Source organism: Escherichia sp. UTM R2, from assembly GCF_048593455.1.
In the GTDB taxonomy this organism is placed as follows: Bacteria; Pseudomonadota; Gammaproteobacteria; order Enterobacterales; family Enterobacteriaceae; genus Escherichia; species Escherichia coli.
This window is the reverse complement of record NZ_JBFWDY010000002.1, coordinates 1,982,136-2,006,303: the sequence shown is the minus strand read 5'-3', so window position 1 is coordinate 2,006,303 and position 24,168 is coordinate 1,982,136. Positions and strand designations below refer to the sequence as shown.

The window sequence follows — 24,168 nt, the reverse complement described above, 5'->3', positions numbered from 1 at the left end:
ATGAAGTTAAAGGACTGCGTCATGATTAAGAAAATTTTTGCCCTTCCGGTCATCGAACAAATCTCCCCTGTCCTCTCCCGTCGTAAACTGGATGAACTGGACCTCATTGTGGTCGATCATCCCCAGGTAAAAGCCTCTTTTGCATTACAGGGCGCACACCTTCTCTCGTGGAAACCTGCGGGTGAAGAAGAAGTTCTGTGGTTGAGCAACAACACACCGTTCAAAAATGGCATCGCTATTCGCGGTGGCGTACCGGTTTGCTGGCCGTGGTTTGGTCCGGCGGCACAACAAGGCCTGCCTGCGCACGGTTTTGCCCGCAACCTGCCGTGGACGCTGAAATCACATCGTGAAGATGCTAATGGCGTAGCGCTGACTTTTGAATTGACGCAAAGCGAAGAGACGAAAAAATTCTGGCCGCACGACTTTACGCTGTTAGCGCATTTCCGCGTGGGTAAAACTTGTGAAATCGATCTTGAATCACATGGCGAATTTGAAACCACCTCTGCCCTGCATACCTACTTTAACGTGGGTGATATCGCTAAGGTAAGCGTCAGTGGGCTGGGCGATCGCTTCATTGATAAAGTGAATGACGCGAAAGAAGATGTACTGACCGATGGTATTCAGACCTTCCCTGACCGTACCGATCGCGTGTATCTGAATCCACAAGATTGCAGCGTGATTAATGATGAAGTGCTGAATCGTATTATCGCCGTAGGCCACCAGCATCATCTGAACGTTGTCGGCTGGAACCCGGGACCGGCGCTTTCAATTAGCATGGGCGATATGCCGGATGATGGCTACAAAACATTTGTTTGTGTAGAAACGGCTTACGCTTCAGAAACGCAAAAAGTGACCAAAGAGAAACCTGCACATCTGGCGCAATCCATTCGCGTTGCGAAACGTTAATTTACGTTAATGTTGTGTGCCGGGTGCGATGCATCCGGCACACAACATCACACCATATCCAGCGCAGTTTTTCCTTTTGGTGCCGGATATGCCTTATCCAGCATAGCTAATTCCGCTGAAGAAAGTTCGACCTCAAGCACAGCCGCATTTTGTTGGACATGGGCAATCGTGGCCGCTTTTGGAATCGCCATCACACCCTGATGACTGATCACCCACGCCAACAATACTTGTGCCGCGCTGATATTGTGAGCATGTGCAATTTCGTTGACTACCGCGTTTTTTAACAGTCCATTGCGCAACCGCCCGGCCTGGGCTAACGGACTGTAAGCCATCACCGGCATCTGCTGTTGCTGGCACCAGGGGAGTAGATCGTACTCAATTCCTCGTGAACCGAGATGGTAAAGCACCTGATTAGTGGCACACTGATTTCCCCCGGCAGCTGCCAGAGTTCCTGCATATCAGCATAATCAAGGTTAGAAACGCCCCAGCGGCGGATTTTTCCCTGGGCGATCAATTTTTCCATCGCTGCGACAGTCTCTTCAAAAGCGAAACTGCCAGACCAGTGTAATAAGTAAAGATCGAGATAATCAGTATTGAGACGGCGTAAACTGGCTTCGCATGCATTTATCGCTTTTTGCCCGCCAGCATTCCACGGATAGACTTTAGAGACGAGAAAGACCTTCTCTCGCAGACCGGTTAATGCTTCCCCAACCACCTTTTCGGCACCGCCATCGGCATACATTTCGGCGGTATCAATGAGGGTTAAACCGAGTTCAATGCCCGCGCGTAGTGCAGCAACTTCTGTTTTGCGCTGACTGGCATCTTCGCCCATATACCATGTTCCCTGCCCTACGGCTGGCAGTGAGACATCGCCACTAAATTGAATCATTTTTTGTTGCATTGTTTCCTCCCAGGTATTGCACCACCGTAATGCAAAACAGGGCGTGACGCCCTGTTTTTATGCACAAAATGCCCTGGAAAGATGCATTATCAGAATTTGTAGGTGATCCCGGTAGAAATCAGGCCAGTCCAGGATTTATCCACCATCGGGCTGTCAGTAACTTCATCAGACAGACGGGTGTAGCGTGCGGTACCGTAAACACTCCAGTCGCCGAGGAAGTTGTAGCTGGCGCTCAGCTCCAGGTAAGGGCTCCAGCTGTCGTTCGGGTTATAGCCACGCAGACCGCTGCGAGCGGACTCTTTGCGCGATACGCCATAATAGTATTCGTTCTGGTTTTCGCTGTTCCACTGCACACCAATACCCGGAGTCACGGTCAGGCCACCGTTGGTGTAACGATACAACCAGGCCATATCCCAGACGATGCCGTTGCTGTTATCCAGGGTATCGCCAGCCAGGGTGGTACGCAGGTAACCGTACTGGGTAAAGTGAGCATAAGACAGACCAGCCATCATGGTGCTCTTACGGTCATCCAGGTGACGCATTTGGTGATCGCCACTGTCTTTCGCTTTGAAGTAAAGCGGCGACCAGTAAGCGGTAATTGAAAGTTTATCCGTTGCGTCATTCCACAGGTAGTAACCACCACCTAAGCCACGGAACCAGAAGTTATCGCCTTCATAGTTGATTACCGGTACTGGGTAAACATCGGTATCGTAATCTTTATATGGGTGTTCAACGACACCTACGCCTGCGCCCAGGGAAAATTTACCTTCAGCGTGCGCTACGCCTGCAGACGTTGCGATAAGCACTCCAAGTGCCAGAAGTTTGAGTTTGGTCACAATTAATCATTCCTTAAACAAATGTTTAGCGGGCGACAAAGTTTACCCGTCAATACATCGAAACCCAACCTTTTTACGTTTTCATTTTTTAAAGTAACTGTTTAATTTTCCTGACGCGGATGACACCGCGCTTACAGCCAAATGAATTTAGCGTTACTGGCGAGCCTGGTCTTTACATTAATTATGCAAAATTTATGGATGAGTTGTTGATATGCCATTGAAATTAAGAAAGCCGTGCAGGCAAGTTTTCCATTTGCCATCTACGCTTAATTTTGAAGGTGTATCACCGGGCACGTTGTTCTCATCGTCGATAAAATGGCATGAGAGTTGCTGTGTTTTAGCAAGAGACGTCGTTCAGTTTACCTCTTCCGGGAGCCTCTACTATTCATATGAACGGCTCTTAACCTGTGCTAAAAAACGAAAGGACGGCATACCATGAATATATTCGATCACTATCGCCAGCGATATGAAGCTGCCAAGGACGAAGAGTTCACACTGCAGGAGTTTCTTACCACTTGTCGGCAAGATCGCAGTGCTTATGCCAACGCGGCTGAGCGGCTATTGATGGCTATCGGTGAGCCTGTCATGGTCGATACAGCCCAGGAACCCAGACTTTCTCGACTCTTTTCTAACCGGGTCATTGCACGTTATCCGGCGTTTGAAGAGTTTTACGGCATGGAAGACGCGATTGAACAGATTGTCTCTTATCTGAAACACGCGGCTCAGGGGCTGGAAGAGAAGAAACAAATCCTGTATCTGCTGGGGCCTGTGGGTGGGGGTAAATCATCGCTTGCTGAGCGACTGAAATCATTAATGCAGCTCGTACCGATTTATGTATTGAGCGCGAACGGTGAGCGTAGCCCGGTCAACGATCATCCGTTCTGTCTTTTCAATCCGCAGGAAGATGCGCAGATTCTGGAAAAAGAGTATGGCATTCCTCGCCGTTATCTCGGCACCATCATGTCGCCGTGGGCGGCAAAACGCCTGCATGAATTTGGTGGCGATATCACTAAGTTCCGGGTAGTGAAGGTCTGGCCGTCAATTCTGCAACAAATTGCTATCGCCAAAACGGAACCCGGCGATGAGAACAACCAGGACATCTCCGCGCTGGTTGGGAAAGTCGATATTCGTAAACTCGAACACTACGCGCAGAATGACCCGGACGCCTACGGCTATTCCGGTGCGCTGTGCCGCGCCAATCAGGGGATCATGGAATTCGTTGAGATGTTTAAAGCACCGATTAAAGTGCTGCATCCCTTGTTAACCGCCACTCAGGAAGGTAACTACAACGGGACGGAAGGTATCTCCGCCCTGCCGTTCAACGGGATTATTCTCGCACACTCGAACGAGTCCGAATGGGTCACTTTCCGTAATAACAAAAACAACGAAGCCTTCCTCGATCGTGTTTACATCGTGAAGGTGCCGTATTGCTTGCGCATTTCCGAAGAGATCAAAATCTACGAGAAATTGCTTAATCACAGTGAATTGACTCACGCCCCATGCGCCCCTGGCACGCTCGAAACACTGTCACGTTTTTCCATTCTTTCGCGCCTGAAAGAGCCAGAAAACTCCAGCATTTATTCAAAGATGCGGGTTTATGATGGCGAAAGTCTGAAAGACACCGATCCCAAAGCCAAGTCGTATCAGGAATATCGTGACTACGCCGGTGTCGATGAAGGGATGAACGGTCTGTCGACGCGTTTTGCGTTTAAGATCCTCTCCCGCGTGTTCAACTTCGATCATGTAGAAGTGGCAGCAAACCCGGTCCATCTGTTCTACGTCCTGGAACAGCAGATTGAGCGCGAGCAGTTCCCACAAGAGCAGGCAGAACGCTATCTGGAGTTCCTGAAAGGTTATCTGATCCCGAAATATGCCGAGTTTATCGGCAAAGAGATCCAGACGGCCTACCTTGAATCCTATTCCGAATATGGGCAAAACATTTTCGACCGTTATGTTACCTACGCGGATTTCTGGATTCAGGATCAGGAGTATCGCGATCCGGATACCGGGCAGCTGTTTGACCGCGAGTCTCTTAACGCCGAGCTGGAGAAAATCGAGAAACCGGCGGGGATCAGTAATCCAAAAGATTTCCGCAACGAGATTGTTAACTTCGTACTGCGCGCCAGAGCGAATAACAGCGGACGCAATCCGAACTGGACCAGCTATGAAAAACTGCGCACGGTCATCGAGAAGAAAATGTTCTCCAATACCGAGGAGCTGTTGCCGGTTATCTCGTTTAACGCCAAAACGTCAACCGACGAGCAGAAGAAACACGACGACTTTGTCGACCGTATGATGGAAAAAGGCTACACCCGTAAACAGGTGCGTTTACTGTGCGAATGGTATTTGCGCGTACGTAAATCGTCTTAACAACCCTGGCCCGGTACACATGTTACCGGGCCTACAACGACAGCGAACCGTGGGCCTGAGAAGCGGCAACACAGGCGTAGCATACAGTTGGCAAATGTAGTACGGGGGGCATATGACCTGGTTTATTGACCGGCGTCTGAACGGCAAAAACAAAAGCATGGTGAATCGCCAGCGTTTTTTACGCCGTTATAAAGCGCAAATTAAACAGTCGATCTCCGAGGCCATTAATAAGCGTTCGGTGACTGACGTCGACAGCGGCGAATCCGTATCCATTCCCACGGAAGATATTAGCGAACCGATGTTTCATCAGGGGCGTGGCGGTCTGCGCCACCGCGTGCATCCGGGCAATGACCATTTCGTCCAGAACGACCGAATTGAACGTCCCCAGGGTGGCGGCGGAGGTTCCGGCAGTGGTCAGGGCCAGGCCAGCCAGGATGGTGAAGGTCAGGATGAATTTGTCTTTCAGATTTCGAAAGATGAGTATCTTGATCTGCTCTTTGAAGATTTGGCCTTACCGAATCTGAAACAAAACCAACAACGCCAGCTGACCGAATATAAAACGCATCGGGCGGGTTATACCGCTAACGGCGTTCCGGCCAATATCAGCGTTGTGCGTTCATTGCAGAACTCACTGGCGCGACGCACAGCCATGACGGCAGGCAAGCGGCGGGAACTTCATGCACTGGAAGAGAATTTGGCCATCATCAGCAACAGTGAACCTGCGCAACTGCTGGAAGAGGAACGTCTGCGCAAAGAAATTGCAGAATTACGTGCCAAAATTGAACGCGTCCCTTTTATTGACACCTTCGATTTACGTTACAAGAACTACGAGAAGCGGCCCGATCCCTCCAGCCAGGCAGTGATGTTTTGCCTGATGGACGTTTCCGGTTCAATGGATCAATCCACTAAAGATATGGCTAAGCGTTTTTATATTCTGCTGTATCTGTTCCTCAGCAGAACGTATAAGAACGTGGAAGTCGTATACATCCGCCATCATACCCAGGCGAAAGAAGTCGATGAACATGAGTTTTTCTACTCGCAGGAAACAGGCGGCACCATTGTTTCCAGCGCCCTGAAACTGATGGATGAGGTAGTGAAAGAGCGTTATAACCCGGCACAGTGGAATATTTACGCTGCACAAGCATCGGACGGCGATAACTGGGCCGATGACTCTCCGCTTTGCCATGAAATCCTGGCGAAAAAATTATTACCTGTTGTTCGTTATTACAGCTATATCGAAATTACCCGTCGTGCACATCAGACATTGTGGCGAGAATATGAGCATCTGCAATCTACTTTCGACAACTTTGCGATGCAGCACATCCGCGACCAGGATGATATTTATCCGGTGTTCCGTGAACTGTTTCATAAACAAAATGCAACAGCTAAAGACTAAAACTATCAGCCAGGTCATTATCGCCTGGCTGATTTTTAGCTTACTGTAAATTATCTCATTTATTACATACATTAGCTTACAATCGCTTTAAATATGACAGCATAACCTTTACATAATTTAGTTCCAGAAAACAATCATTCGGAAAAATGATTCAGTCAACACGTATTTCCATGGGGTTATTCTTTAAATATTTTTTATCGTTAACGAAAATTGATCTTGGTCAAAACTATATATCTCTGCCATCAATAAAATCCAGCACTCACATTGCTCTCCTTTTTATGGTTTCTATGGGTACACAAAAATTAAAAGCTCAAAGCTTTTTTATTTTCAGTTTATTGCTGACGTTAATTTTATTTTGCATTACTACCTTATATAACGAAAACACAAATGTAAAACTCATCCCACAGATGAATTACCTGATGGTTGTTGTGGCTTTGTTTTTCCTTAACGCCGTCATTTTTCTTTTCATGTTAATGAAATATTTCACTAACAAACAAATTTTACCAACACTCATTTTAAGCCTTGCATTTTTAAGTGGCCTTATCTATTTAGTTGAAACCATTGTAATTATCCATAAACCAATTAACGGCAGTACACTGATCCAGACAAAGTCGAATGATGTTTCTATTTTCTATATTTTCCGCCAACTCAGTTTTATTTGTTTAACCTCGCTGGCACTCTTTTGTTATGGAAAAGACAACATCCTTGACAACAATAAGAAAAAAACGGGAATCCTGTTGCTGGCGCTGATTCCTTTTTTAGTTTTTCCCCTTCTGGCACACAATCTGAGCAGTTATAACGCTGACTATTCTTTGTATGTCGTCGACTACTGTCCTGACAACCATACTGCGACCTGGGGAATCAACTATACAAAAATATTGGTTTGTCTGTGGGCATTTTTACTGTTCTTTATTATCATGCGTACACGATTAGCCAGCGAACTATGGCCATTAATAGCATTATTATGTCTGGCATCGCTATGCTGCAACTTACTTCTACTGACTCTGGATGAGTATAATTACACCATCTGGTACATCAGTCGCGGGATTGAAGTCTCCAGTAAACTGTTTGTTGTGTCTTTTCTGATTTATAACATTTTTCAGGAACTGCAACTCTCCAGCAAACTGGCAGTTCATGATGTGCTGACCAATATTTATAATCGGCGCTACTTTTTCAACAGCGTAGAGTCATTATTGTCGCGACCTGTTGTTAAGGACTTCTGTGTCATGCTGGTTGATATTAATCAGTTCAAACGCATCAATGCCCAATGGGGACATCGTGTGGGTGATAAAGTGCTGGTTTCAATTGTCGATATTATCCAGCAAAGCATCCGCCCCGATGATATTTTAGCGCGACTGGAGGGTGAGGTGTTTGGCTTGCTATTTACCGAACTCAATAGTGCCCAGGCAAAAATCATTGCGGAACGTATGCGTAAAAATGTCGAACTCCTGACCGGCTTTAGTAACAGATATGATGTTCCTGAACAAATGACCATCAGTATTGGCACGGTTTTTTCAACGGGTGACACGCGTAATATCTCGCTTGTCATGACGGAAGCAGATAAAGCCTTACGCGAAGCGAAAAGCGAGGGGGGCAACAAAGTGATTATTCATCATATTTAAGTGCAAAAATATTCAGAGCCATGCTTTTTGCGTGGCTTTTGCATACAATTTATTACTATTACCCCTAAATTTCCCCTCCCCAGCGGCGCAGAGATGAGTATAATTAGCGCCCCTGTGCCAGGCCGCAATCGAACTTTATCTGGTTTTCTCGTTTCACTAACCGAAGGAGTGCCATTTATCATGAAATTGCACCATAGAATGCTCCGGCATTTTATCGCCGCAAGTGTCATTGTGCTGACATCTTCCTTCCTTATTTTTGAACTTGTCGCCAGCGACAGAGCAATGAGTGCCTATCTGCGCTATATCGTGCAGAAAGCAGACTCCTCCTTTCTTTATGATAAGTATCAGAATCAGAGTATTGCCGCGCATGTGATGCGCGCTCTCGCTGCTGAGCAGTCGGAAGTGTCGCCAGAACAGCGGCGCGCCATCTGCGAGGCTTTTGAGTCTGCCAATAATACCCATGGCTTAAACCTGACTGCCCATAAATACCCGGGCTTACGCGGCACACTACAAACCGCATCCACTGACTGCGACACAATTGTGGAAGCTGCAGCACTATTACCCGCTTTTGATCAGGCAGTGGAAGGCAACCGCCACCAGGATGATTACGGTTCAGGTCTTGGGATGGCCGAAGAGAAATTTCACTATTATCTCGATCTCAATGACCGCTATGTCTATTTTTATGAGCCGGTTAATGTTGAATACTTTGCGATGAATAACTGGTCCTTCCTGCAGTCAGGAAGTATTGGCATCGATCGCAAAGATATTGAAAAGGTATTTACCGGGCGTACCGTATTGTCGAGCATTTACCAGGATCAGCGTACTAAACAGAACGTGATGAGTTTGCTGACGCCGGTATATATCGCAGGGCAGCTAAAAGGGATTGTGCTGCTGGATATTAACAAAAACAATTTGCGGAATATCTTTTACACTCATGACCGCCCTCTCCTCTGGCGTTTTCTCAATGTCACGCTAACCGATACCGATTCGGGGCGCGACATTATCATCAACCAGAGCGAAGATAATCTGTTCCAGTATGTCAGTTACGTCCATGACTTACCGGGCGGCATTCGTGTCTCGTTATCCATTGATATTCTTTACTTTATCACGTCTTCGTGGAAAAGCGTTCTGTTCTGGATTTTGACGGCGTTAATTTTGCTGAATATGGTGCGGATGCACTTCCGTTTATACCAAAATGTGTCGCGAGAAAATATTAGTGATGCGATGACTGGACTGTATAATCGCAAAATTTTAACCCCTGAACTGGAGCAGCGGTTGCAGAAACTGGTGCAAGCCGGTTCTTCGGTGATGTTTATTGCAATTGACATGGACAAGTTAAAGCAAATAAATGACACCCTCGGTCATCAGGAGGGGGATTTAGCGATTACGTTATTAGCTCAGGCGATTAAACAATCGATTCGTAAAAGTGATTATGCCATCCGACTCGGTGGCGATGAATTCTGCATCATTCTTGTCGATTCGACGCCGCAAATTGCAGCACAACTGCCTGAACGTATCGAAAAACGTCTGCAACATATCGCGCCGCAGAAAGAGATTGGCTTCTCTTCCGGTATTTACGCGATGAAAGAAAACGATACGTTACATGATGCGTATAAAGCTTCCGATGAGCGTTTATATGTCAATAAGCAGAACAAAAACAGCCGTTCATGATAACCTTCTGTGGTTGTTTGCTTGTAATCTCAGGAGCGTGAAATGACTGAAATGGCTAAAGGAAGCGTGACGCATCAGCGGTTAATCGCTTTATTATCACAAGAAGGTGCTAACTTCCGCGTCGTTACCCATGAAGCGGTAGGTAAATGTGAAGCGGTGTCAGAAATTCGTGGCACCGCTTTAGGCCAGGGAGCTAAGGCACTGGTATGTAAAGTCAAAGGCAATGGCGTAAATCAACATGTTCTGGCGATCCTCGCAGCCGATCAACAGGCCGATCTGAGCCAACTCGCCAGCCATATAGGCGGATTACGCGCTTCGTTGGCCAGCCCGGCGGAAGTCGATGAACTCACAGGCTGTGTCTTCGGCGCGATCCCCCCTTTCAGCTTCCATCCAAAACTCAAACTGGTTGCCGACCCTCTACTCTTCGAACGATTTGATGAAATCGCCTTCAATGCAGGTATGCTGGATAAATCCGTTATTTTGAAAACCGCGGATTATTTGCGCATTGCGCAACCAGAACTGGTCAATTTCCGCCGCACTGCGTAACTAGCCTGTCCGTTCAATAAGCAGAACGGACAAAACCAGCACAACAGCAATGGCAAAAAACGATGACGTGATAATCAGTGTCTCGACGAACATTTGATCGTTCATAGCATGCCCCCGGGAGATAGCTGTTTTCACGTTATTGTTAGCGTGCACAAATGGCAGTTTGATGACAGTTCGCCTGATTTTTTATGCAAAAAACGTAAAGATTTTCTACTTCCTTCCTGCAGCAAGCGTAAAGTAAGCAGGCTTATTATTTTTTGGCAAGGAAACCACGATGTTTGATGTCACTTTGCTGATCCTGCTCGGGTTAGCTGCGCTGGGCTTTATCAGTCATAACACCACTGTCGCCGTTTCAATTCTGGTGTTGATCATTGTCCGCATCACACCGTTAAGCACCTTTTTCCCGTGGATTGAAAAACAGGGGCTAAGTATCGGGATAATCATTCTGACGATTGGCGTTATGGCCCCCATCGCCAGCGGGACGCTACCGCCCTCAACCTTGATTCACTCGTTTCTGAACTGGAAATCGCTGGTGGCAATTGCAGTAGGCGTTATTGTCTCCTGGCTGGGTGGGCGCGGCGTGACGTTAATGGGCAGCCAGCCGCAACTGGTTGCTGGGCTGCTGGTGGGCACTGTTTTAGGCGTAGCGCTGTTTCGCGGCGTACCGGTTGGCCCGCTTATTGCCGCGGGTCTGGTTTCGCTGATTGTGGGGAAACAGTAGTTAATCCCGCAATATATCGGCCTGGCGTTTGCCCCAGGCCTTTCTTAAACATAGTAATAAAGGCCGTTGTTGAATCATACCCCAGCGTATGAGCAACTTTCTGTACAGTATCGCCTTTCACTAATCCCTGAAGCGCCATAATCAGCTGTAACTGCTGTCGCCACTGGCGAAAACTCAACCCCGTCTCTTTTACTATCAGTCGGGCAAGATTGCGTTCACTCATCGCAAAAAAGCCAGCCCATTGCCCCAATGACCCCCACTCGACGGGCTCTTTCGCCATCATCTCCATCATCGCGCGGATTTTAGGATGAGAAGAAACGGGTAGGTGCAGCTGTTGTTGTGGCTGCTGAGGGAGTTCATCAAACAGGACATGAATTAATCTGCGGGTCATCGGCTCAGCACGCTGAGTCGTCGTCCTGTTTGCCAGAGTTAAAATTAATTCCCGGCATAAGGGCGATATTTTCAATGTGCAACAGGTTGTCGGCATTGTCACTGCGCTGGGTTCGATAAACAGAAAACAGAGTTCAGCGTTAGCTGTCACTTGATTGCTATGTTCCACCCCGCCCGGTATCCAAACCGCATATTGTGGCGGCACCATCCACAAAGCATTTTCCACCGTACAGGTAATTGCACCATGTAATGCCAGTATCAGCTGTCCTTTGCGGTGCTGATGTACAGGACTGGTTAACTCATCCGTTCCGGCGTGAATACAAAATGCGACCGCGGCTTCATGGTGTCGGTCGGGTTCATAGCCATTGAGATTCAACCTGTGCATCATTTTGTCCGAATTTAGCGATAATTTGTCATTTTAGCTTGATTCAACATAACTATAAAAACGGTAAGGTACAGCCTCGTTTGTAACAATGAGAAGCATATGACCTGTTCAACTTCATTAAGCGGCAAAAACAGGATTGTCCTTATCGCTGGCATTCTGATGATTGCCACAACATTACGCGTCACCTTTACCGGCGCAGCGCCGTTACTGGATACGATTCGTTCCGCTTACTCGCTGACGACAGCGCAAACCGGCTTATTGACCACCCTGCCATTATTGGCCTTTGCGCTAATCTCACCTTTGGCTGCCCCGGTGGCGCGACGTTTTGGTATGGAACGTAGCCTGTTTGCCGCGTTACTTTTGATCTGTGCAGGTATCGCAATTCGCTCTCTCCCTTCGCCTTACTTATTATTTGGCGGTACAGCGGTCATTGGCGGTGGGATTGCATTAGGCAATGTCTTACTGCCAGGATTAATTAAACGCGATTTCCCTCATTCCGTCGCCAGACTTACCGGCGCATATTCCCTGACAATGGGAGCTGCAGCGGCACTGGGATCGGCTATGGTCGTGCCGCTGGCTTTGAACGGTTTTGGCTGGCAAGGCGCGTTGCTCATGCTGATGTGTTTTCCTCTGCTGGCTCTTTTTTTATGGCTGCCACAGTGGCGAAGTCAACAACATGCAAATTTGAGTACCTCGCGCGCCTTACATACTCGGGGTATCTGGCGTTCGCCGCTTGCCTGGCAGGTCACATTGTTTCTTGGGATCAACTCACTGGTCTATTACGTGATTATTGGCTGGCTTCCGGCGATCCTCATCAGTCACGGCTATAGCGAAGCACAGGCGGGTTCACTGCATGGTTTGCTGCAACTAGCCACAGCAGCACCCGGTTTGCTGATCCCACTTTTCTTACATCATGTGAAAGATCAGCGTGGTATTGCAGCGTTCGTTGCCTTGATGTGCGCAGTGGGCGCTGTTGGGCTCTGCTTTATGCCAGCGCACGCGATCACCTGGACTCTGCTTTTCGGTTTTGGTTCCGGCGCAACAATGATACTGGGGTTGACGTTCATTGGTCTTCGGGCAAGTTCTGCGCATCAGGCGGCGGCACTCTCGGGGATGGCACAATCCGTCGGGTATTTGCTGGCAGCCTGTGGGCCGCCGCTAATGGGTAAAATACACGATGCTAACGGTAACTGGTCCGTACCACTGATGGGTGTTGCAATACTTTCACTACTGATGGCGATTTTCGGACTTTGCGCCGGGAGAGACAAAGAAATTCGCTAATATCCGGTGCTATAGTGACGTGACAAATCATGCGTGAAAGGGAGAACAAACACGATGAATATTCAGTGCAAACGCGTTTATGATCCGGCTGAACAGAGCGATGGTTATCGCGTACTGGTCGACCGCCTCTGGCCGCGCGGTATCAAAAAAACCGATTTAGCCCTTGATGAGTGGGATAAAGAAATCACGCCGTCAACGGAACTGCGCAAAGCCTTTCACGGCGAAGTCGTCGATTTTGCAACCTTTCGCGAGCAATATCTTGCAGAACTGGCGCAACACGAGCAAGAAGGAAAGCGGCTGGCGGACATCGCCAAAAAACAGCCGCTGACCCTGCTCTACGCAGCAAAAAACACCACGCAGAACCATGCGCTGGTGCTGGCCGACTGGCTACGTAGCTTGTGATTTTAGTACAGCATCCGGCGGTTATTTTTCACCAGCCGGATGGTCCCGTCGCCACAATGCCCATTCATCAATCGTTTCACCGCCCGGTAATTTGCAATAGTTGCTGACCCCTTGCGCTGTCGACACTGGAATGAGCGTCCCGCCCTTCTGCTGGCAATAGACCGACGCCGGATTTGCCATACCAATCTGCGGCGGTTTAGGTGCTTCTGGCTGAGAAGGGGTTGAACAACCAGCCAGGACCAGCAAGCAAGGCAGAACAAAACTGATAATTTTCATTTATTGATCTCACATATTTATCCAAGCTTAGAGTATCGCGGTATCGTTTTGTTTTGCAGCACTATTTTTATTACATTCACTCAAAACATATTACGTCTTGTTTCATCTTTGTTGATGATGTTTTATCATGCCTGCAAAGATTAAATAATCAGCACTTACCCGCCGTATCCTGGAGTTGTTCCGTGTCAGATCAGATTATCGCCCGCGTCTCGCAATCCCTTGCCAAAGAACAGTCACTGGAAAGTCTGGTCCGACAGCTTCTGGAGATGCTGGAAATGGTCACTGATATGGAATCAACCTACCTGACCAAAGTGGATGTCGAAGCGCGCCTGCAGCATATTATGTTTGCCCGTAACAGCCAGAAAATGCACATCCCGGAGAATTTTACCGTCTCGTGGGATTACTCGTTATGCAAACGCGCCATTGATGAAAACTGCTTTTTCAGCGATGAAGTCCCTGACCGTTGGGGCGACTGTATTGCGGCACGCAATCTTGGCATCACCACATTTCTGAGCACGCCAATTCACTTACCGGATGGATCATTCTATGGCACGCTTTGCGCCGCCAGCAGTGAGAAGCGCCAGTGGAGTGAACGCGCGGAACAGGTTTTACAGTTATTCGCCGGACTGATTGCACAATATATTCAAAAAGAGGCACTGGTTGAACAGCTGCGCGAAGCCAATGCTGCGCTGATTGCGCAATCGTATACCGACTCGTTAACCGGGCTACCGAATCGGCGGGCGATTTTTGAAAATCTGACGACGCTGTTTTCCCTCGCCCGGCATCTTAACCATAAGATAATGATCGCGTTTATCGATCTGGATAACTTCAAATTAATCAATGATCGTTTTGGTCATAATAGTGGCGATCTGTTTCTCATTCAGGTTGGCGAGCGCCTTAATACGCTCCAGCAAAATGGCGAAGTTATTGGTCGTCTCGGTGGTGATGAGTTTTTGGTTGTTTCACTAAACAACGAGAATGCGGATATTTCGTCGCTGCGAGAACGTATTCAACAGCAAATACGTGGAGAATATCACTTAGGTGATGTTGATTTGTATTATCCCGGTGCCAGTCTTGGCATAGTAGAAGTCGATCCTGAAACAACCGATGCAGACAGTGCCCTGCATGCTGTCGATATTGCGATGTATCAGGAGAAAAAACACAAACAGAAAACACCTTTTGTCGCGCATCCAGCGCTACATTCCTGAGGCGTATTCACATCCTTTTGATTGGTGATAACATGCGAATCGGTATTATTTTTCCGGTTGTAATCTTCATTACAGCGGTCGTATTTTTAGCATGGTTTTTTATTGGCGGCTATGCTGCCCCGGGAGCATAAAGATGAAAAAAACAACGATTATTATGATGGGTGTGGCGATTATTGTCGTACTCGGCACTGAGCTGGGATGGTGGTAACGTCACCTCTAAAAAATAGCAAAGGCTGCCTGTGTGCAGCCTTTGTGCAATTTACGCGTTAACTTTTAATCTTCCTGTAGATAAATAGCACGACAATCGCACCAATAACGGCAACCACGAAGCTGCCAAAATTGAAGCCATCGACTTTACCAAAGCCAAACAGCGTGCTGATCCATCCGCCGACTACAGCACCGACTATCCCCAGCAGGATAGTCATAAAGAATCCACCACCATCTTTACCTGGCATGATCCACTTCGCCAGAATACCGGCAATAAGCCCAAAAATAATCCATGACAGAATGCCCATTGTTTCCTCACTTATCTGTTTTGCATTAGCGGGTTAGTCGCTGATAAAAAGCATAGCACAACATCGGGAGGGCAAGATTTGTGACGAGCATCACGGAGGTTTTTTTTGCGATGGCGCAGAAATTGCGCCATCAACGATCAGTGATAATTACCAACCACAAACATCATGTTCGTTTTCCGTGTCATAAGAACGTACGGTATTCACCAGATCTTTTATCACTTCAGCCGCCACTTCTGGCACCAGCAAAGTCATCGGCGTCTCTGTTTCATAATCGACAGAAACGCCATTGCTGTTATTGGTGACGGTCACGGTATACGTTGCTTTGCCCATGATTCATTTCCCGTTATGAATGACTTTCCGTTGTTGCGCACCTTCCATCAGGACTTCAGGAGCCACGAAGAAGTCAATGTTGAAATAAGTATCGTCAGTCATGGCTTCAATGTTGTGCCACTTTTCTGGAGGGAACACCGCAAACTGCCCCGCTTCGATAAGGATCACCTGATCAGGCTCTGCACTGTGTTCATCAGCGTAGCCGAGATATTTGACCGCCCCATGCATAACGGAAAGGCGTGGGTAAACCCCCGGGCGCGTTCCTTTATCAAGATGACGTTCGAATATGCCGGCAGGCGCAGTTTGTTTATTCCAGAAAGGCGTTGAGCGCGTATGAATATAATTCTGTGGGATTTGCAGCATCCTTTTCCCTCCTTCGGTGAATGCGCTGAAAACGGTTTATTCCAGCCGTTTCAGGGTACGCCTGATAATTTGCATTTTAAATACCATTTATTGGTTACTTTTTAGCACCATATCAGAGAAGAATCAGGGAGGATTATAGATGGGAAGCCCGCGACAACGCGGGCTGAAAGCATCAGGATTGCAGCGTCGCCAGTCGGGCAGCGAAACCCACGAACATCAAACCAATCAGTGAGTTGCCAACTTTAGCCAGTTTCTTTTTGGTACGTATGTACTGCGTGACAAAAGCACCAGATATAATCAGGAAGCTCAAATAGCAGAAACTCACCAGTTCCAGCGTCGTCGCCAGAATAAAGAATGAAATTCCCGTATGTGGGGCATTAACATCGATAAACTGTACGAAAAACGACACATAGAACAAAATGGCTTTCGGATTAGTCAGGCTCAAAATTAACGCGCGTTTAAAAATAGCACCGTATTGGGGCTCATCGGATTTGGCCTCGCTATTTTTACCCTTCAGGGTCGCGTAAAGAATTTTACTCCCCAGATAGAGCAAATAAAACGCACCAAGATAACGTACAATGTTGAATAATATCGGGGTGGTCTTAATTAATGTCGCCACTCCAGCCCATGCCAGAAACATCAATACCGCATCGCCAATAAATACACCGCAGGCCGCAAGATAACCGCCTTTCATACCGCTACTGACGCTATTTTTGAGTACAAACAGGGTATTTGGCCCTGGCACCAACACAATAAAAATGGCCCCAACCAGATAGGTCCAGTAATTCAGAACCCCGTATTCAGCGAACACATTAACCTCTTTAATTATCTTTCGATCATGCGCGATTAAAGGTGAATATGCTAACCAATCTGTAGCGGCTTAGAAAGGAGAAAATCAGGTTTTAACCTGATATCAACCCGATAATTGAATCATTAATCAGGCATGCTCCAGTGAAAAATTCGGGTAGTGCTCGGCAAAATACTGGCGTAAAAATTCTACCGTTATCCGCACTTTCGCTGACGTCGCCAGCCTTGAAACATAAACGGCCCAGACGTTCGCTGGCTGGTAATATTCCGGTAGCACTTGCACTAAATGACCACTGGCAATGTTTTCGCTAACATCCCACCAGGAACGCAGAGCAATCCCCTGCCCATCGAGACACCACTGATGGACAATTTCTCCATGATTAGACGACAGTGGGCCGGTGACTTTAATCGCATGGGGGCCTTCTTTATTGCGTAATTGCCAGACACCAAAAGGATGATCGCGCTCTTTAATGACCAGGCACGGCAATGCAGAAAGATCGGTTAAATGTTTCGGCGCGCCATGTTGCGCAATAAATTCCGGCGACGCGCAGAGAATACGGTAATTGGTCGCCAGTTTGCGGGCGATTAAATTAGGGGCGATGTCATCGCCAATGCGAATATCGAGATCGACACCTTCATTGACCAAATCGACCAGTCGGTCTTCCACATCAAAACGTAATTCCAGTTGCGGATACGCCTTCGCCAGCGCTGATAACGCCGGAGCCACCACCTGTCGTCCAAAACCAAAGCTGCTGATAATACGCAGCATCCCCTGCGGCACCTGACGCACGTCAGAAAGTTCGTCCATCATCTGACCGACATCCTGCAAAATCCGCTGCGCCCATTCATAAATCCGCTCTCCTTCTTCGGTAATGGTGACGCGGCGGGTGGTGCGGTGTAACAACACCACGTTTAGCGTTTGCTCCAGCAAGGCGATGCGCTTGCTGACGAACGCCGGTGAAACGCCCAGTTCTTCCGCCACGGCGGCAAAACCAGCCCGGCGAGCCACCAGCATAAAGACGCGCAAATCATTCAGCAGCGGTAAATTATTCATGATTCGTGTTTTATGTTTCACCAGTTACGGGGATTAATTCCTTTTCAGTCAATTATAGGATGGTGATGTTGTCAATTTTGATGGTCAGGAAGTGAGAACCCAATGATGAAAACGATGCGTATTGCTGCGATCCCGGGAGACGGGATTGGCAAAGAAGTCCTTCCTGAAGGGATTCGCGTGTTACAGGCTGCCGCTGAGCGCTGGGGCTTCGCCTTGAGTTTTGAGCAAATGGAGTGGGCGAGCTGCGAGTATTACAGCCATCACGGTAAAATGATGCCGGACGACTGGCATGAGCAACTTAGCCGTTTCGACGCCATCTATTTTGGTGCCGTCGGCTGGCCGGATACCGTTCCGGACCATATTTCGTTGTGGGGTTCGCTGCTGAAATTTCGTCGTGAATTCGACCAGTACGTCAACCTGCGCCCGGTTCGTCTCTTTCCTGGCGTTCCCTGCCCGCTGGCGGGAAAACAGCCTGGCGACATCGATTTTTACGTGGTCAGGGAAAACACCGAAGGCGAATATTCCTCGCTCGGCGGTAGAGTGAATGAAGGTACAGAGCATGAAGTCGTCATTCAGGAATCGGTATTTACGCGTCGTGGTGTCGATCGCATTTTGCGTTATGCCTTCGAACTTGCGCAAAGCCGCCCACGTAAGACGCTAACTTCTGCCACTAAATCGAACGGTTTAGCCATCAGCATGCCGTACTGGGATGAGCGAGTGGAAGCAATGGCCGAGAATTACCCGGAGATCCGCTGGGACAAGCAGCATATTGATATTCTCTGCGCGCGTTTTGTGATGCAGCCGGAACGATTCGATGTGGTGGTGGCGTCCAATTTGTTTGGCGATATCCTTTCCGATCTTGGCCCGGCCTGCACCGGCACCATTGGCATTGCCCCATCCGCCAACCTGAATCCGGAACGCACTTTCCCGTCGCTCTTCGAGCCTGTCCACGGTTCCGCGCCGGATATCTACGGGAAAAATATTGCTAACCCTATCGCCACGATTTGGGCCGGGGCAATGATGCTCGATTTTCTCGGCAATGGCGATGAGCGTTTCCAGCAAGCGCATAACGGTATTCTGGCAGCAATTGAAGAAGTGATTGCTCACGGGCCGAAAACACCTGATATGAAAGGCAATGCCACCACGCCACAGGTTGCCGACGCGATTTGCAAAATTATTTTGCGTTAAGGTCAAACCAGTTTATTTGAACCGCGTCACTGACGCGGTTTTTTTATTCGTTCTTTGCAGTAAATAACCTGCGTCATTTCACCTTTTATTGTTTCCGTTTCGTGTTTTATGGCTTTCCGTATTCTTAATTGTTTAATTTATATAACATGCAAATTTTGTTACGCGTACGTTAGGTTCCGCCGTACAGGTATTGGTTTTGCTGGCAATGGGACTGGTGATTTATTTAGCCACCAGTAAATACGGCAATATTCGTCTTGGCGAAGGAAAACCGGAATACAGCACGCTCTCCTGGCTGTTTATGTTTATTTGTGCCGGTTTAGGTTCTTCTACGCTTTATTGGGGGGTTGCTGAATGGGCCTATTATTATCAAACGCCTGGATTAAATATCGCACCGCGTTCACAACAGGCACTCGAATTTAGCGTTCCCTACTCTTTCTTCCACTGGGGCATCAGCGCCTGGGCAACTTATACGCTGGCCTCATTAATCATGGCTTATCACTTTCATGTGCGGAAAAACAAAGGTCTGAGCCTTTCCGGCATTATTGCTGCTATTACCGGCGTTCGCCCGCAAGGCCCATGGGGAAAACTGGTCGATTTGATGTTCCTGATCGCCACTGTCGGCGCACTGACCATTTCCCTTGTTGTTACCGCAGCAACCTTTACCCGTGGGCTTTCCGCGCTGACCGGTTTACCCGATAACTTCACCGTGCAGGCATTTGTGATCCTGCTTTCCGGCGGCATTTTTTGCCTAAGCTCGTGGATTGGTATCAACAACGGTTTGCAACGTCTGAGCAAAATGGTTGGCTGGGGCGCGTTCCTGCTGCCATTACTGGTGCTGATTGTCGGCCCAACCGAATTTATTACCAACAGCATCATCAATGCCATCGGCCTGACCACGCAAAACTTCCTGCAAATGAGCTTATTCACCGATCCGCTTGGCGATGGTTCATTTACCCGCAACTGGACCGTTTTCTACTGGCTGTGGTGGATCTCATACACCCCTGGCGTAGCAATGTTTGTCACCCGCGTTTCCCGCGGTCGTAAGATTAAAGAAGTTATCTGGGGACTGATCCTCGGCAGCACCGTCGGTTGCTGGTTCTTCTTTGGCGTAATGGAAAGCTATGCCATTCATCAGTTTATCAATGGCGTAATCAACGTCCCACAGGTGCTGGAAACACTGGGCGGCGAAACAGCTGTACAGCAAGTTCTGATGTCGTTGCCAGCCGGTAAATTGTTCCTCGCCGCATACCTGGGCGTGATGATTATTTTCCTTGCCTCGCATATGGATGCAGTGGCCTACACCATGGCGGCGACCAGTACGCGTAATCTCCAGGAAGGTGACGATCCTGACCGTGGGCTGCGTCTTTTCTGGTGCGTGGTGATCACTCTGATCCCGCTTTCCATCTTGTTTACCGATGCTTCGCTGGAAACGATGAAAACCACCGTCGTGCTCACAGCCCTTCCCTTCCTCGTCATTTTACTGGTGAAAGTCGGCGGGTTTATTCGCTGGCTGAAACAGGATTACGCCGACATTCCGGCTCATCAAGTTGAACATTATCTCCCGCAGACACCGGTTGAAGCCCTGGAAAAAACGCCAGTGCTCCCTGCGGGAACCGTATTCAAAGGCGACAACTGAGCGCCATCATCCTAACGATAAAGGTATCCCTATGAGCAATCTGAGCCCTGACTTTGTACTACCCGAAAATTTTTGCGCTAACCCGCAAGAGGCGTGGACCATTCCTGCCCGTTTTTATACCGATCAGAACGCGTTTGAACACGAAAAAGAGAACGTCTTCGCCAAAAGCTGGATTTGCGTCGCTCACAGCAGCGAACTGGCGAATGCCAATGATTATGTGACGCGTGAGATCATTGGCGAAAGCATCGTGCTGGTACGCGGTCGTGATAAGGTTTTGCGCGCGTTCTATAACGTGTGTCCGCACCGTGGTCATCAGTTGTTGAGCGGTGAAGGAAAAGCAAAAAATGTGATTACCTGCCCGTATCACGCATGGGCATTCAAACTCGATGGCAACCTGGCCCATGCACGTAACTGCGAAAACGTCGCCAATTTCGATAGCGACAAAGCGCAACTGGTTCCGGTGCGTCTGGAAGAATATGCCGGATTCGTCTTCATCAACATGGACCCCAACGCCACCAGCGTAGAAGATCAGTTACCCGGTCTGGGCGCGAAAGTGCTGGAAGCCTGCCCGGAAGTCCACGATCTGAAACTGGCGGCCCGCTTTACCACCCGCACGCCTGCCAACTGGAAGAACATTGTCGATAACTATCTCGAGTGCTATCACTGTGGTCCGGCGCATCCAGGTTTCTCCGACTCCGTACAGGTTGATCGTTACTGGCACACCATGCACGGTAACTGGACGCTGCAATACGGTTTCGCCAAACCGTCCGAACAGTCGTTTAAATTTGAAGAGGGTACGGATGCGGCATTCCACGGTTTCTGGCTGTGGCCGTGCACGATGCTGAACGTCACCCCGATCAAAGGGATGATGACGGTCATTTATGAATTCCCGGTGGATTCTGAAACTACCCTGCAAAACTACGATATTTACTTCACCAATGAAGAGTTAACCGACGAGCAAAAATCGCTGATTGAGTGGTATCGCGATGTGTTCCGTCCGGAAGATTTACGTCTGGTTGAAAGCGTACAGAAAGGGCTGAAATCGCGTGGCTATCGTGGTCAGGGGCGCATCATGGCCGACAGTAGCGGTAGTGGCATTTCCGAACATGGTATCGCCCATTTCCATAATCTGCTGGCGCAGGTGTTTAAGGACTAATGACATCGGCGGCGGTATTTTCCGCCGCTGGGCTGATTTTTGATGGAGTACAGCAATGTCAGACTATCAAATGTTTGAAGTACAGGTGAGTCAGGTGGAACCGCTTACCGAACAGGTGAAACGCTTCACGCTGGTGGCAACCGATGGCAAACCGCTGCCTGCGTTCACCGGAGGAAGTCACATCATTGTGCAGATGAGCGATGGTGATAACCAGTACAGCAATGCGTATTCACTACTGAGTTCGCCGCATGACACCTCTTGTTATCAGATTGCCGTTCGGCTGGAGGAAAACTCGCGCGGCGGTTCCCGCTTTTTGCATCAGCAGGTAAAAGTGGGCGATCGGTTAACGATTTCAACGCCTAATAACCTGTTTGCGCTAATTCCCTCAGCCAGAAAGCATCTGTTTATCGCGGGCGGTATTGGTATCACCCCTTTCCTGTCGCACATGGCAGAGCTGCAACACAGCGACGTCGACTGGCAGCTACATTACTGCTCGCGAAATCCAGAAAGTTGCGCATTTCGTGATGAGCTAGTCCAGCATCCGCAGGCTGAGAAAGTCCATTTGCATCATTCATCAACCGGAACACGACTGGAATTAGCGCGATTATTGGCGGATATCGAACCTGGCACACACGTTTATACCTGTGGCCCCGAGGCGCTAATTGAAGCGGTAAGAAGTGAAGCTGCGCGTCTGGACATCGCCGCCGATACGCTGCACTTTGAGCAATTTGCTATCGAAGACAAAACTGGCGATGCATTTACCCTGGTGCTTGCCCGTTCCGGAAAAGAGTTTGTGGTGCCGGAAGAGATGACTATTTTGCAGGTTATTGAAAATAATAAAGCCGCGAAAGTGGAATGTTTATGTCGTGAAGGGGTATGCGGAACCTGCGAAACAGCAATACTGGAAGGTGAAGCTGACCATCGGGATCAATATTTTAGCGATGAAGAGCGTGCCAGCCAGCAAAGTATGTTGATCTGTTGTTCGCGTGCGAAGGGTAAACGCCTGGTGTTGGATTTGTAGTTTGCCGAAGCCGGATGTGGCGCTGAGCGCGCCCAGTCCGGCTTCGGAAGATTTTACTGCGGATATTCCTGCAATAAATTGTGTAATGCTTCCGCCATCAGCTCACCACGCCAGCCGGAAATCAGCTCCGGCAAATTGTTCTGCGGTTTCAGTTTCCAGTGCCAGTTCAGCAGTTGGTTGATTTGCCGACGCGATGCCAGCAATTCGGCGCTGATCTTATGCGTTTCGCTCACGTCAGTAATCAGCGACTTAATCGCTTTAAACGCTTTACGATAACCCGGCATGTCCATCAGGTTAAGCATCGGCTGCGGTAAGGCATCTTCCGGCAATGTCTGCGCTTTTTCCACCAGCGCTAGCAGCGTTTTACCGTGAAAGCGGATTTCGCTACCGGATAAACCCAGGCTGTCCAGTTCGCCTAAACTTCCCGGCATATAACGCGCTACCGACCACAAATGCTCTTCACGCACGACAAAGTTCACCGCCAGATCGCGCTCTCGCGCCTTGCGCAGTCGCCAGTCGGCTAACAGTTGCAGACAGGCCAGTTGGCGTGTGCGTAATTGCCAGGCATTGGTGATATCACGCCAGGCATCTTCCGGCGCAACGACTTCCTGACGACGCATTTGCATCAGGCGGCATTCATCCAGCGCCGCAGGTAGCCAGCCGGAGGCCTCCGTTTCTACCATAAGCTTGGCGGTGATCGGTAACAGATACCAGACATCCGCCGCTGCGTATTCACACTGACGTTCGGTCAGCGGTCTGGCCAGCCAGTCGGTGCGCGATTCACTCTTGTCCAGCGTAACGCCGGAATACTCTTCCACCATGGAAGCGAAACCCCATGACATCGGGCGTCCGCAGAAGGCAGCAAGGATTTGCGTGTCAATCAAGGGTTGTGGTAATTCGCCAAAGACATTGAGGAACACTTCCAGATCTTCACTGCCTGCATGGAGAAATTTTGTGATGGACGGATCGCGCAGGATCGCTTTCAGCGGTGACCAGTCGGTGATCCCGAGTGGATCGATTAGCGCCAGATGCTCGCCATCGAAAAGTTGAATCAACCCCAGCTGCGGGTAATAAGTGCGCGTACGAACAAATTCAGTATCCAGGGCTATCGCCGGAAAGGCACGGACGGCTTCACACAAAGAAGCCAGCGCATCGTCCGTGGTAATCATTTGGTAATTCAAATTGTT

The 24,168-nt window shown here is 48.8% G+C and carries 25 protein-coding genes and 2 pseudogenes; 16 read left to right on the top strand and 11 right to left on the bottom strand.

Annotated elements, in window-relative coordinates:
• Positions 1-21 precede the first annotated feature (21 nt).
• Complete coding sequence (locus AB4H76_RS10565; protein ID WP_001353848.1) at positions 22-906, top strand: D-hexose-6-phosphate mutarotase; 885 nt, start codon at positions 22-24, stop codon at positions 904-906.
• A 47-nt stretch (positions 907-953) separates the two neighbouring features.
• Here AB4H76_RS10565 and yeaE read toward each other — a convergent pair.
• Positions 954-1,807: pseudogene (gene yeaE, locus AB4H76_RS10560) on the bottom strand (methylglyoxal reductase YeaE).
• Between the two features lie 89 nt (positions 1,808-1,896).
• Positions 1,897-2,643 (bottom strand): scaffolding protein MipA, encoded by a 747-nt coding sequence (gene mipA / locus AB4H76_RS10555; RefSeq protein ID WP_000163771.1) that lies wholly within the window; start codon positions 2,641-2,643, stop codon positions 1,897-1,899.
• Positions 2,644-3,078: 435 nt separating this feature from the next.
• Here mipA and yeaG point away from each other — a divergent pair, with 435 nt between their 5' ends.
• The 5 genes from yeaG to yeaK all read left to right on the top strand — a co-directional run bounded on the left by yeaG (position 3,079) and on the right by yeaK (position 10,248).
• Positions 3,079-5,013: a protein kinase YeaG gene (yeaG, locus tag AB4H76_RS10550; RefSeq protein WP_001019882.1), complete on the top strand. Its 1,935-nt coding sequence runs from the start codon at positions 3,079-3,081 to the stop codon at positions 5,011-5,013.
• 112 nt (positions 5,014-5,125) lie between these two features.
• Positions 5,126-6,409, top strand: a complete 1,284-nt coding sequence (locus AB4H76_RS10545; protein WP_000219686.1) for a YeaH/YhbH family protein — start codon at positions 5,126-5,128, stop codon at positions 6,407-6,409.
• A gap of 146 nt (positions 6,410-6,555) precedes the next feature.
• Positions 6,556-8,031, top strand: a complete 1,476-nt coding sequence (locus AB4H76_RS10540; RefSeq protein ID WP_000616417.1) for a GGDEF domain-containing protein — start codon at positions 6,556-6,558, stop codon at positions 8,029-8,031.
• 180 nt (positions 8,032-8,211) lie between these two features.
• Positions 8,212-9,702 (top strand): diguanylate cyclase DgcJ, encoded by a 1,491-nt coding sequence (gene dgcJ, locus AB4H76_RS10535; protein ID WP_077491447.1) that lies wholly within the window; start codon positions 8,212-8,214, stop codon positions 9,700-9,702.
• Positions 9,703-9,744: 42 nt separating this feature from the next.
• A complete protein-coding gene (yeaK, locus tag AB4H76_RS10530; RefSeq protein ID WP_000138051.1) occupies positions 9,745-10,248 on the top strand; it encodes a mischarged aminoacyl-tRNA deacylase in 504 nt (167 codons plus the stop codon).
• On the opposite strand, the gene yoaI is transcribed toward yeaK, so the two are convergent.
• The gene (gene yoaI, locus AB4H76_RS10525) at positions 10,249-10,353 is read right to left on the bottom strand and encodes a small membrane protein YoaI (RefSeq protein WP_000999630.1); all 105 of its coding nucleotides are present in this window, start codon (positions 10,351-10,353) and stop codon (positions 10,249-10,251) included.
• 169 nt (positions 10,354-10,522) lie between these two features.
• Between yoaI and AB4H76_RS10520 the strand changes: the two genes are divergently transcribed.
• Positions 10,523-10,969 (top strand): DUF441 domain-containing protein, encoded by a 447-nt coding sequence (locus AB4H76_RS10520; protein ID WP_077491449.1) that lies wholly within the window; start codon positions 10,523-10,525, stop codon positions 10,967-10,969.
• Here AB4H76_RS10520 and nimR read toward each other — a convergent pair.
• On the bottom strand, positions 10,926-11,747 hold the full coding sequence (gene nimR, locus AB4H76_RS10515) for a DNA-binding transcriptional regulator NimR (protein WP_077491451.1): 822 nt from the start codon (positions 11,745-11,747) through the stop codon (positions 10,926-10,928). The genes AB4H76_RS10520 and nimR overlap by 44 nt on opposite strands.
• A gap of 96 nt (positions 11,748-11,843) precedes the next feature.
• Here nimR and nimT point away from each other — a divergent pair, with 96 nt between their 5' ends.
• Together nimT and AB4H76_RS10505 are read left to right on the top strand one after the other, a co-directional pair.
• Positions 11,844-13,025, top strand: coding sequence for a 2-nitroimidazole transporter (nimT, locus tag AB4H76_RS10510; RefSeq protein WP_000128491.1), 1,182 nt, complete (start codon positions 11,844-11,846; stop codon positions 13,023-13,025).
• Between the two features lie 54 nt (positions 13,026-13,079).
• Positions 13,080-13,427 carry a DUF488 domain-containing protein gene (locus AB4H76_RS10505; RefSeq protein ID WP_001297652.1) on the top strand — a complete coding sequence of 116 codons (348 nt, stop codon included), beginning with the start codon at positions 13,080-13,082 and terminating at the stop codon, positions 13,425-13,427.
• Positions 13,428-13,448: 21 nt separating this feature from the next.
• Here AB4H76_RS10505 and yoaF read toward each other — a convergent pair whose 3' ends face one another.
• Positions 13,449-13,703: a DUF333 domain-containing lipoprotein YoaF gene (gene yoaF, locus AB4H76_RS10500; protein ID WP_077491453.1), complete on the bottom strand. Its 255-nt coding sequence runs from the start codon at positions 13,701-13,703 to the stop codon at positions 13,449-13,451.
• 182 nt (positions 13,704-13,885) lie between these two features.
• Between yoaF and dgcP the strand changes: the two genes are divergently transcribed.
• The 3 genes from dgcP to yoaJ are packed head-to-tail and all read left to right on the top strand — an operon-like array spanning position 13,886 to position 15,119.
• Positions 13,886-14,911, top strand: coding sequence for a diguanylate cyclase DgcP (gene dgcP, locus AB4H76_RS10495; RefSeq protein WP_001329055.1), 1,026 nt, complete (start codon positions 13,886-13,888; stop codon positions 14,909-14,911).
• Positions 14,912-14,943: 32 nt separating this feature from the next.
• Positions 14,944-15,042: a YoaK family small membrane protein gene (locus AB4H76_RS10490; RefSeq protein WP_001219350.1), complete on the top strand. Its 99-nt coding sequence runs from the start codon at positions 14,944-14,946 to the stop codon at positions 15,040-15,042.
• A gap of 2 nt (positions 15,043-15,044) precedes the next feature.
• On the top strand, positions 15,045-15,119 hold the full coding sequence (gene yoaJ / locus AB4H76_RS10485) for a protein YoaJ (RefSeq protein ID WP_001386836.1): 75 nt from the start codon (positions 15,045-15,047) through the stop codon (positions 15,117-15,119).
• A gap of 58 nt (positions 15,120-15,177) precedes the next feature.
• Here yoaJ and AB4H76_RS10480 read toward each other — a convergent pair whose 3' ends face one another.
• The 5 genes from AB4H76_RS10480 to dmlR form a co-directional block, all read right to left on the bottom strand.
• Positions 15,178-15,426: a GlsB/YeaQ/YmgE family stress response membrane protein gene (locus AB4H76_RS10480; protein ID WP_000512153.1), complete on the bottom strand. Its 249-nt coding sequence runs from the start codon at positions 15,424-15,426 to the stop codon at positions 15,178-15,180.
• Positions 15,427-15,573: 147 nt separating this feature from the next.
• Positions 15,574-15,756: a DUF1869 domain-containing protein gene (locus AB4H76_RS10475; protein ID WP_000513737.1), complete on the bottom strand. Its 183-nt coding sequence runs from the start codon at positions 15,754-15,756 to the stop codon at positions 15,574-15,576.
• 3 nt (positions 15,757-15,759) lie between these two features.
• On the bottom strand, positions 15,760-16,119 hold the full coding sequence (gene yeaR / locus AB4H76_RS10470) for a DUF1971 domain-containing protein YeaR (RefSeq protein WP_000939317.1): 360 nt from the start codon (positions 16,117-16,119) through the stop codon (positions 15,760-15,762).
• 172 nt (positions 16,120-16,291) lie between these two features.
• Positions 16,292-16,930 (bottom strand): leucine efflux protein LeuE, encoded by a 639-nt coding sequence (gene leuE / locus AB4H76_RS10465; protein WP_000457207.1) that lies wholly within the window; start codon positions 16,928-16,930, stop codon positions 16,292-16,294.
• A gap of 126 nt (positions 16,931-17,056) precedes the next feature.
• Positions 17,057-17,980, bottom strand: a complete 924-nt coding sequence (gene dmlR / locus AB4H76_RS10460) for a DNA-binding transcriptional regulator DmlR (protein ID WP_001300522.1) — start codon at positions 17,978-17,980, stop codon at positions 17,057-17,059.
• Between the two features lie 102 nt (positions 17,981-18,082).
• On the opposite strand from dmlR, the gene dmlA reads away from it, so the two are divergent.
• The 4 genes and pseudogenes from dmlA to yeaX all read left to right on the top strand — a co-directional run bounded on the left by dmlA (position 18,083) and on the right by yeaX (position 22,981).
• Positions 18,083-19,168, top strand: coding sequence for a multifunctional D-malate/3-isopropylmalate/tartarate dehydrogenase (gene dmlA, locus AB4H76_RS10455; RefSeq protein WP_000978494.1), 1,086 nt, complete (start codon positions 18,083-18,085; stop codon positions 19,166-19,168).
• 154 nt (positions 19,169-19,322) lie between these two features.
• Positions 19,323-20,804, top strand: a pseudogene (yeaV, locus tag AB4H76_RS10450) (BCCT family transporter YeaV); the annotation flags it as partial.
• 31 nt (positions 20,805-20,835) lie between these two features.
• On the top strand, positions 20,836-21,960 hold the full coding sequence (gene yeaW / locus AB4H76_RS10445; protein ID WP_000067822.1) for a carnitine monooxygenase, oxygenase subunit YeaW: 1,125 nt from the start codon (positions 20,836-20,838) through the stop codon (positions 21,958-21,960).
• 55 nt (positions 21,961-22,015) lie between these two features.
• Positions 22,016-22,981, top strand: a complete 966-nt coding sequence (gene yeaX, locus AB4H76_RS10440; protein WP_001287001.1) for a carnitine monooxygenase reductase subunit YeaX — start codon at positions 22,016-22,018, stop codon at positions 22,979-22,981.
• 53 nt (positions 22,982-23,034) lie between these two features.
• Here yeaX and rnd read toward each other — a convergent pair whose 3' ends face one another.
• Positions 23,035-24,150, bottom strand: a complete 1,116-nt coding sequence (gene rnd, locus AB4H76_RS10435; protein WP_001307844.1) for a ribonuclease D — start codon at positions 24,148-24,150, stop codon at positions 23,035-23,037.
• Between the last annotated feature and the right edge of the window lie 18 nt (positions 24,151-24,168).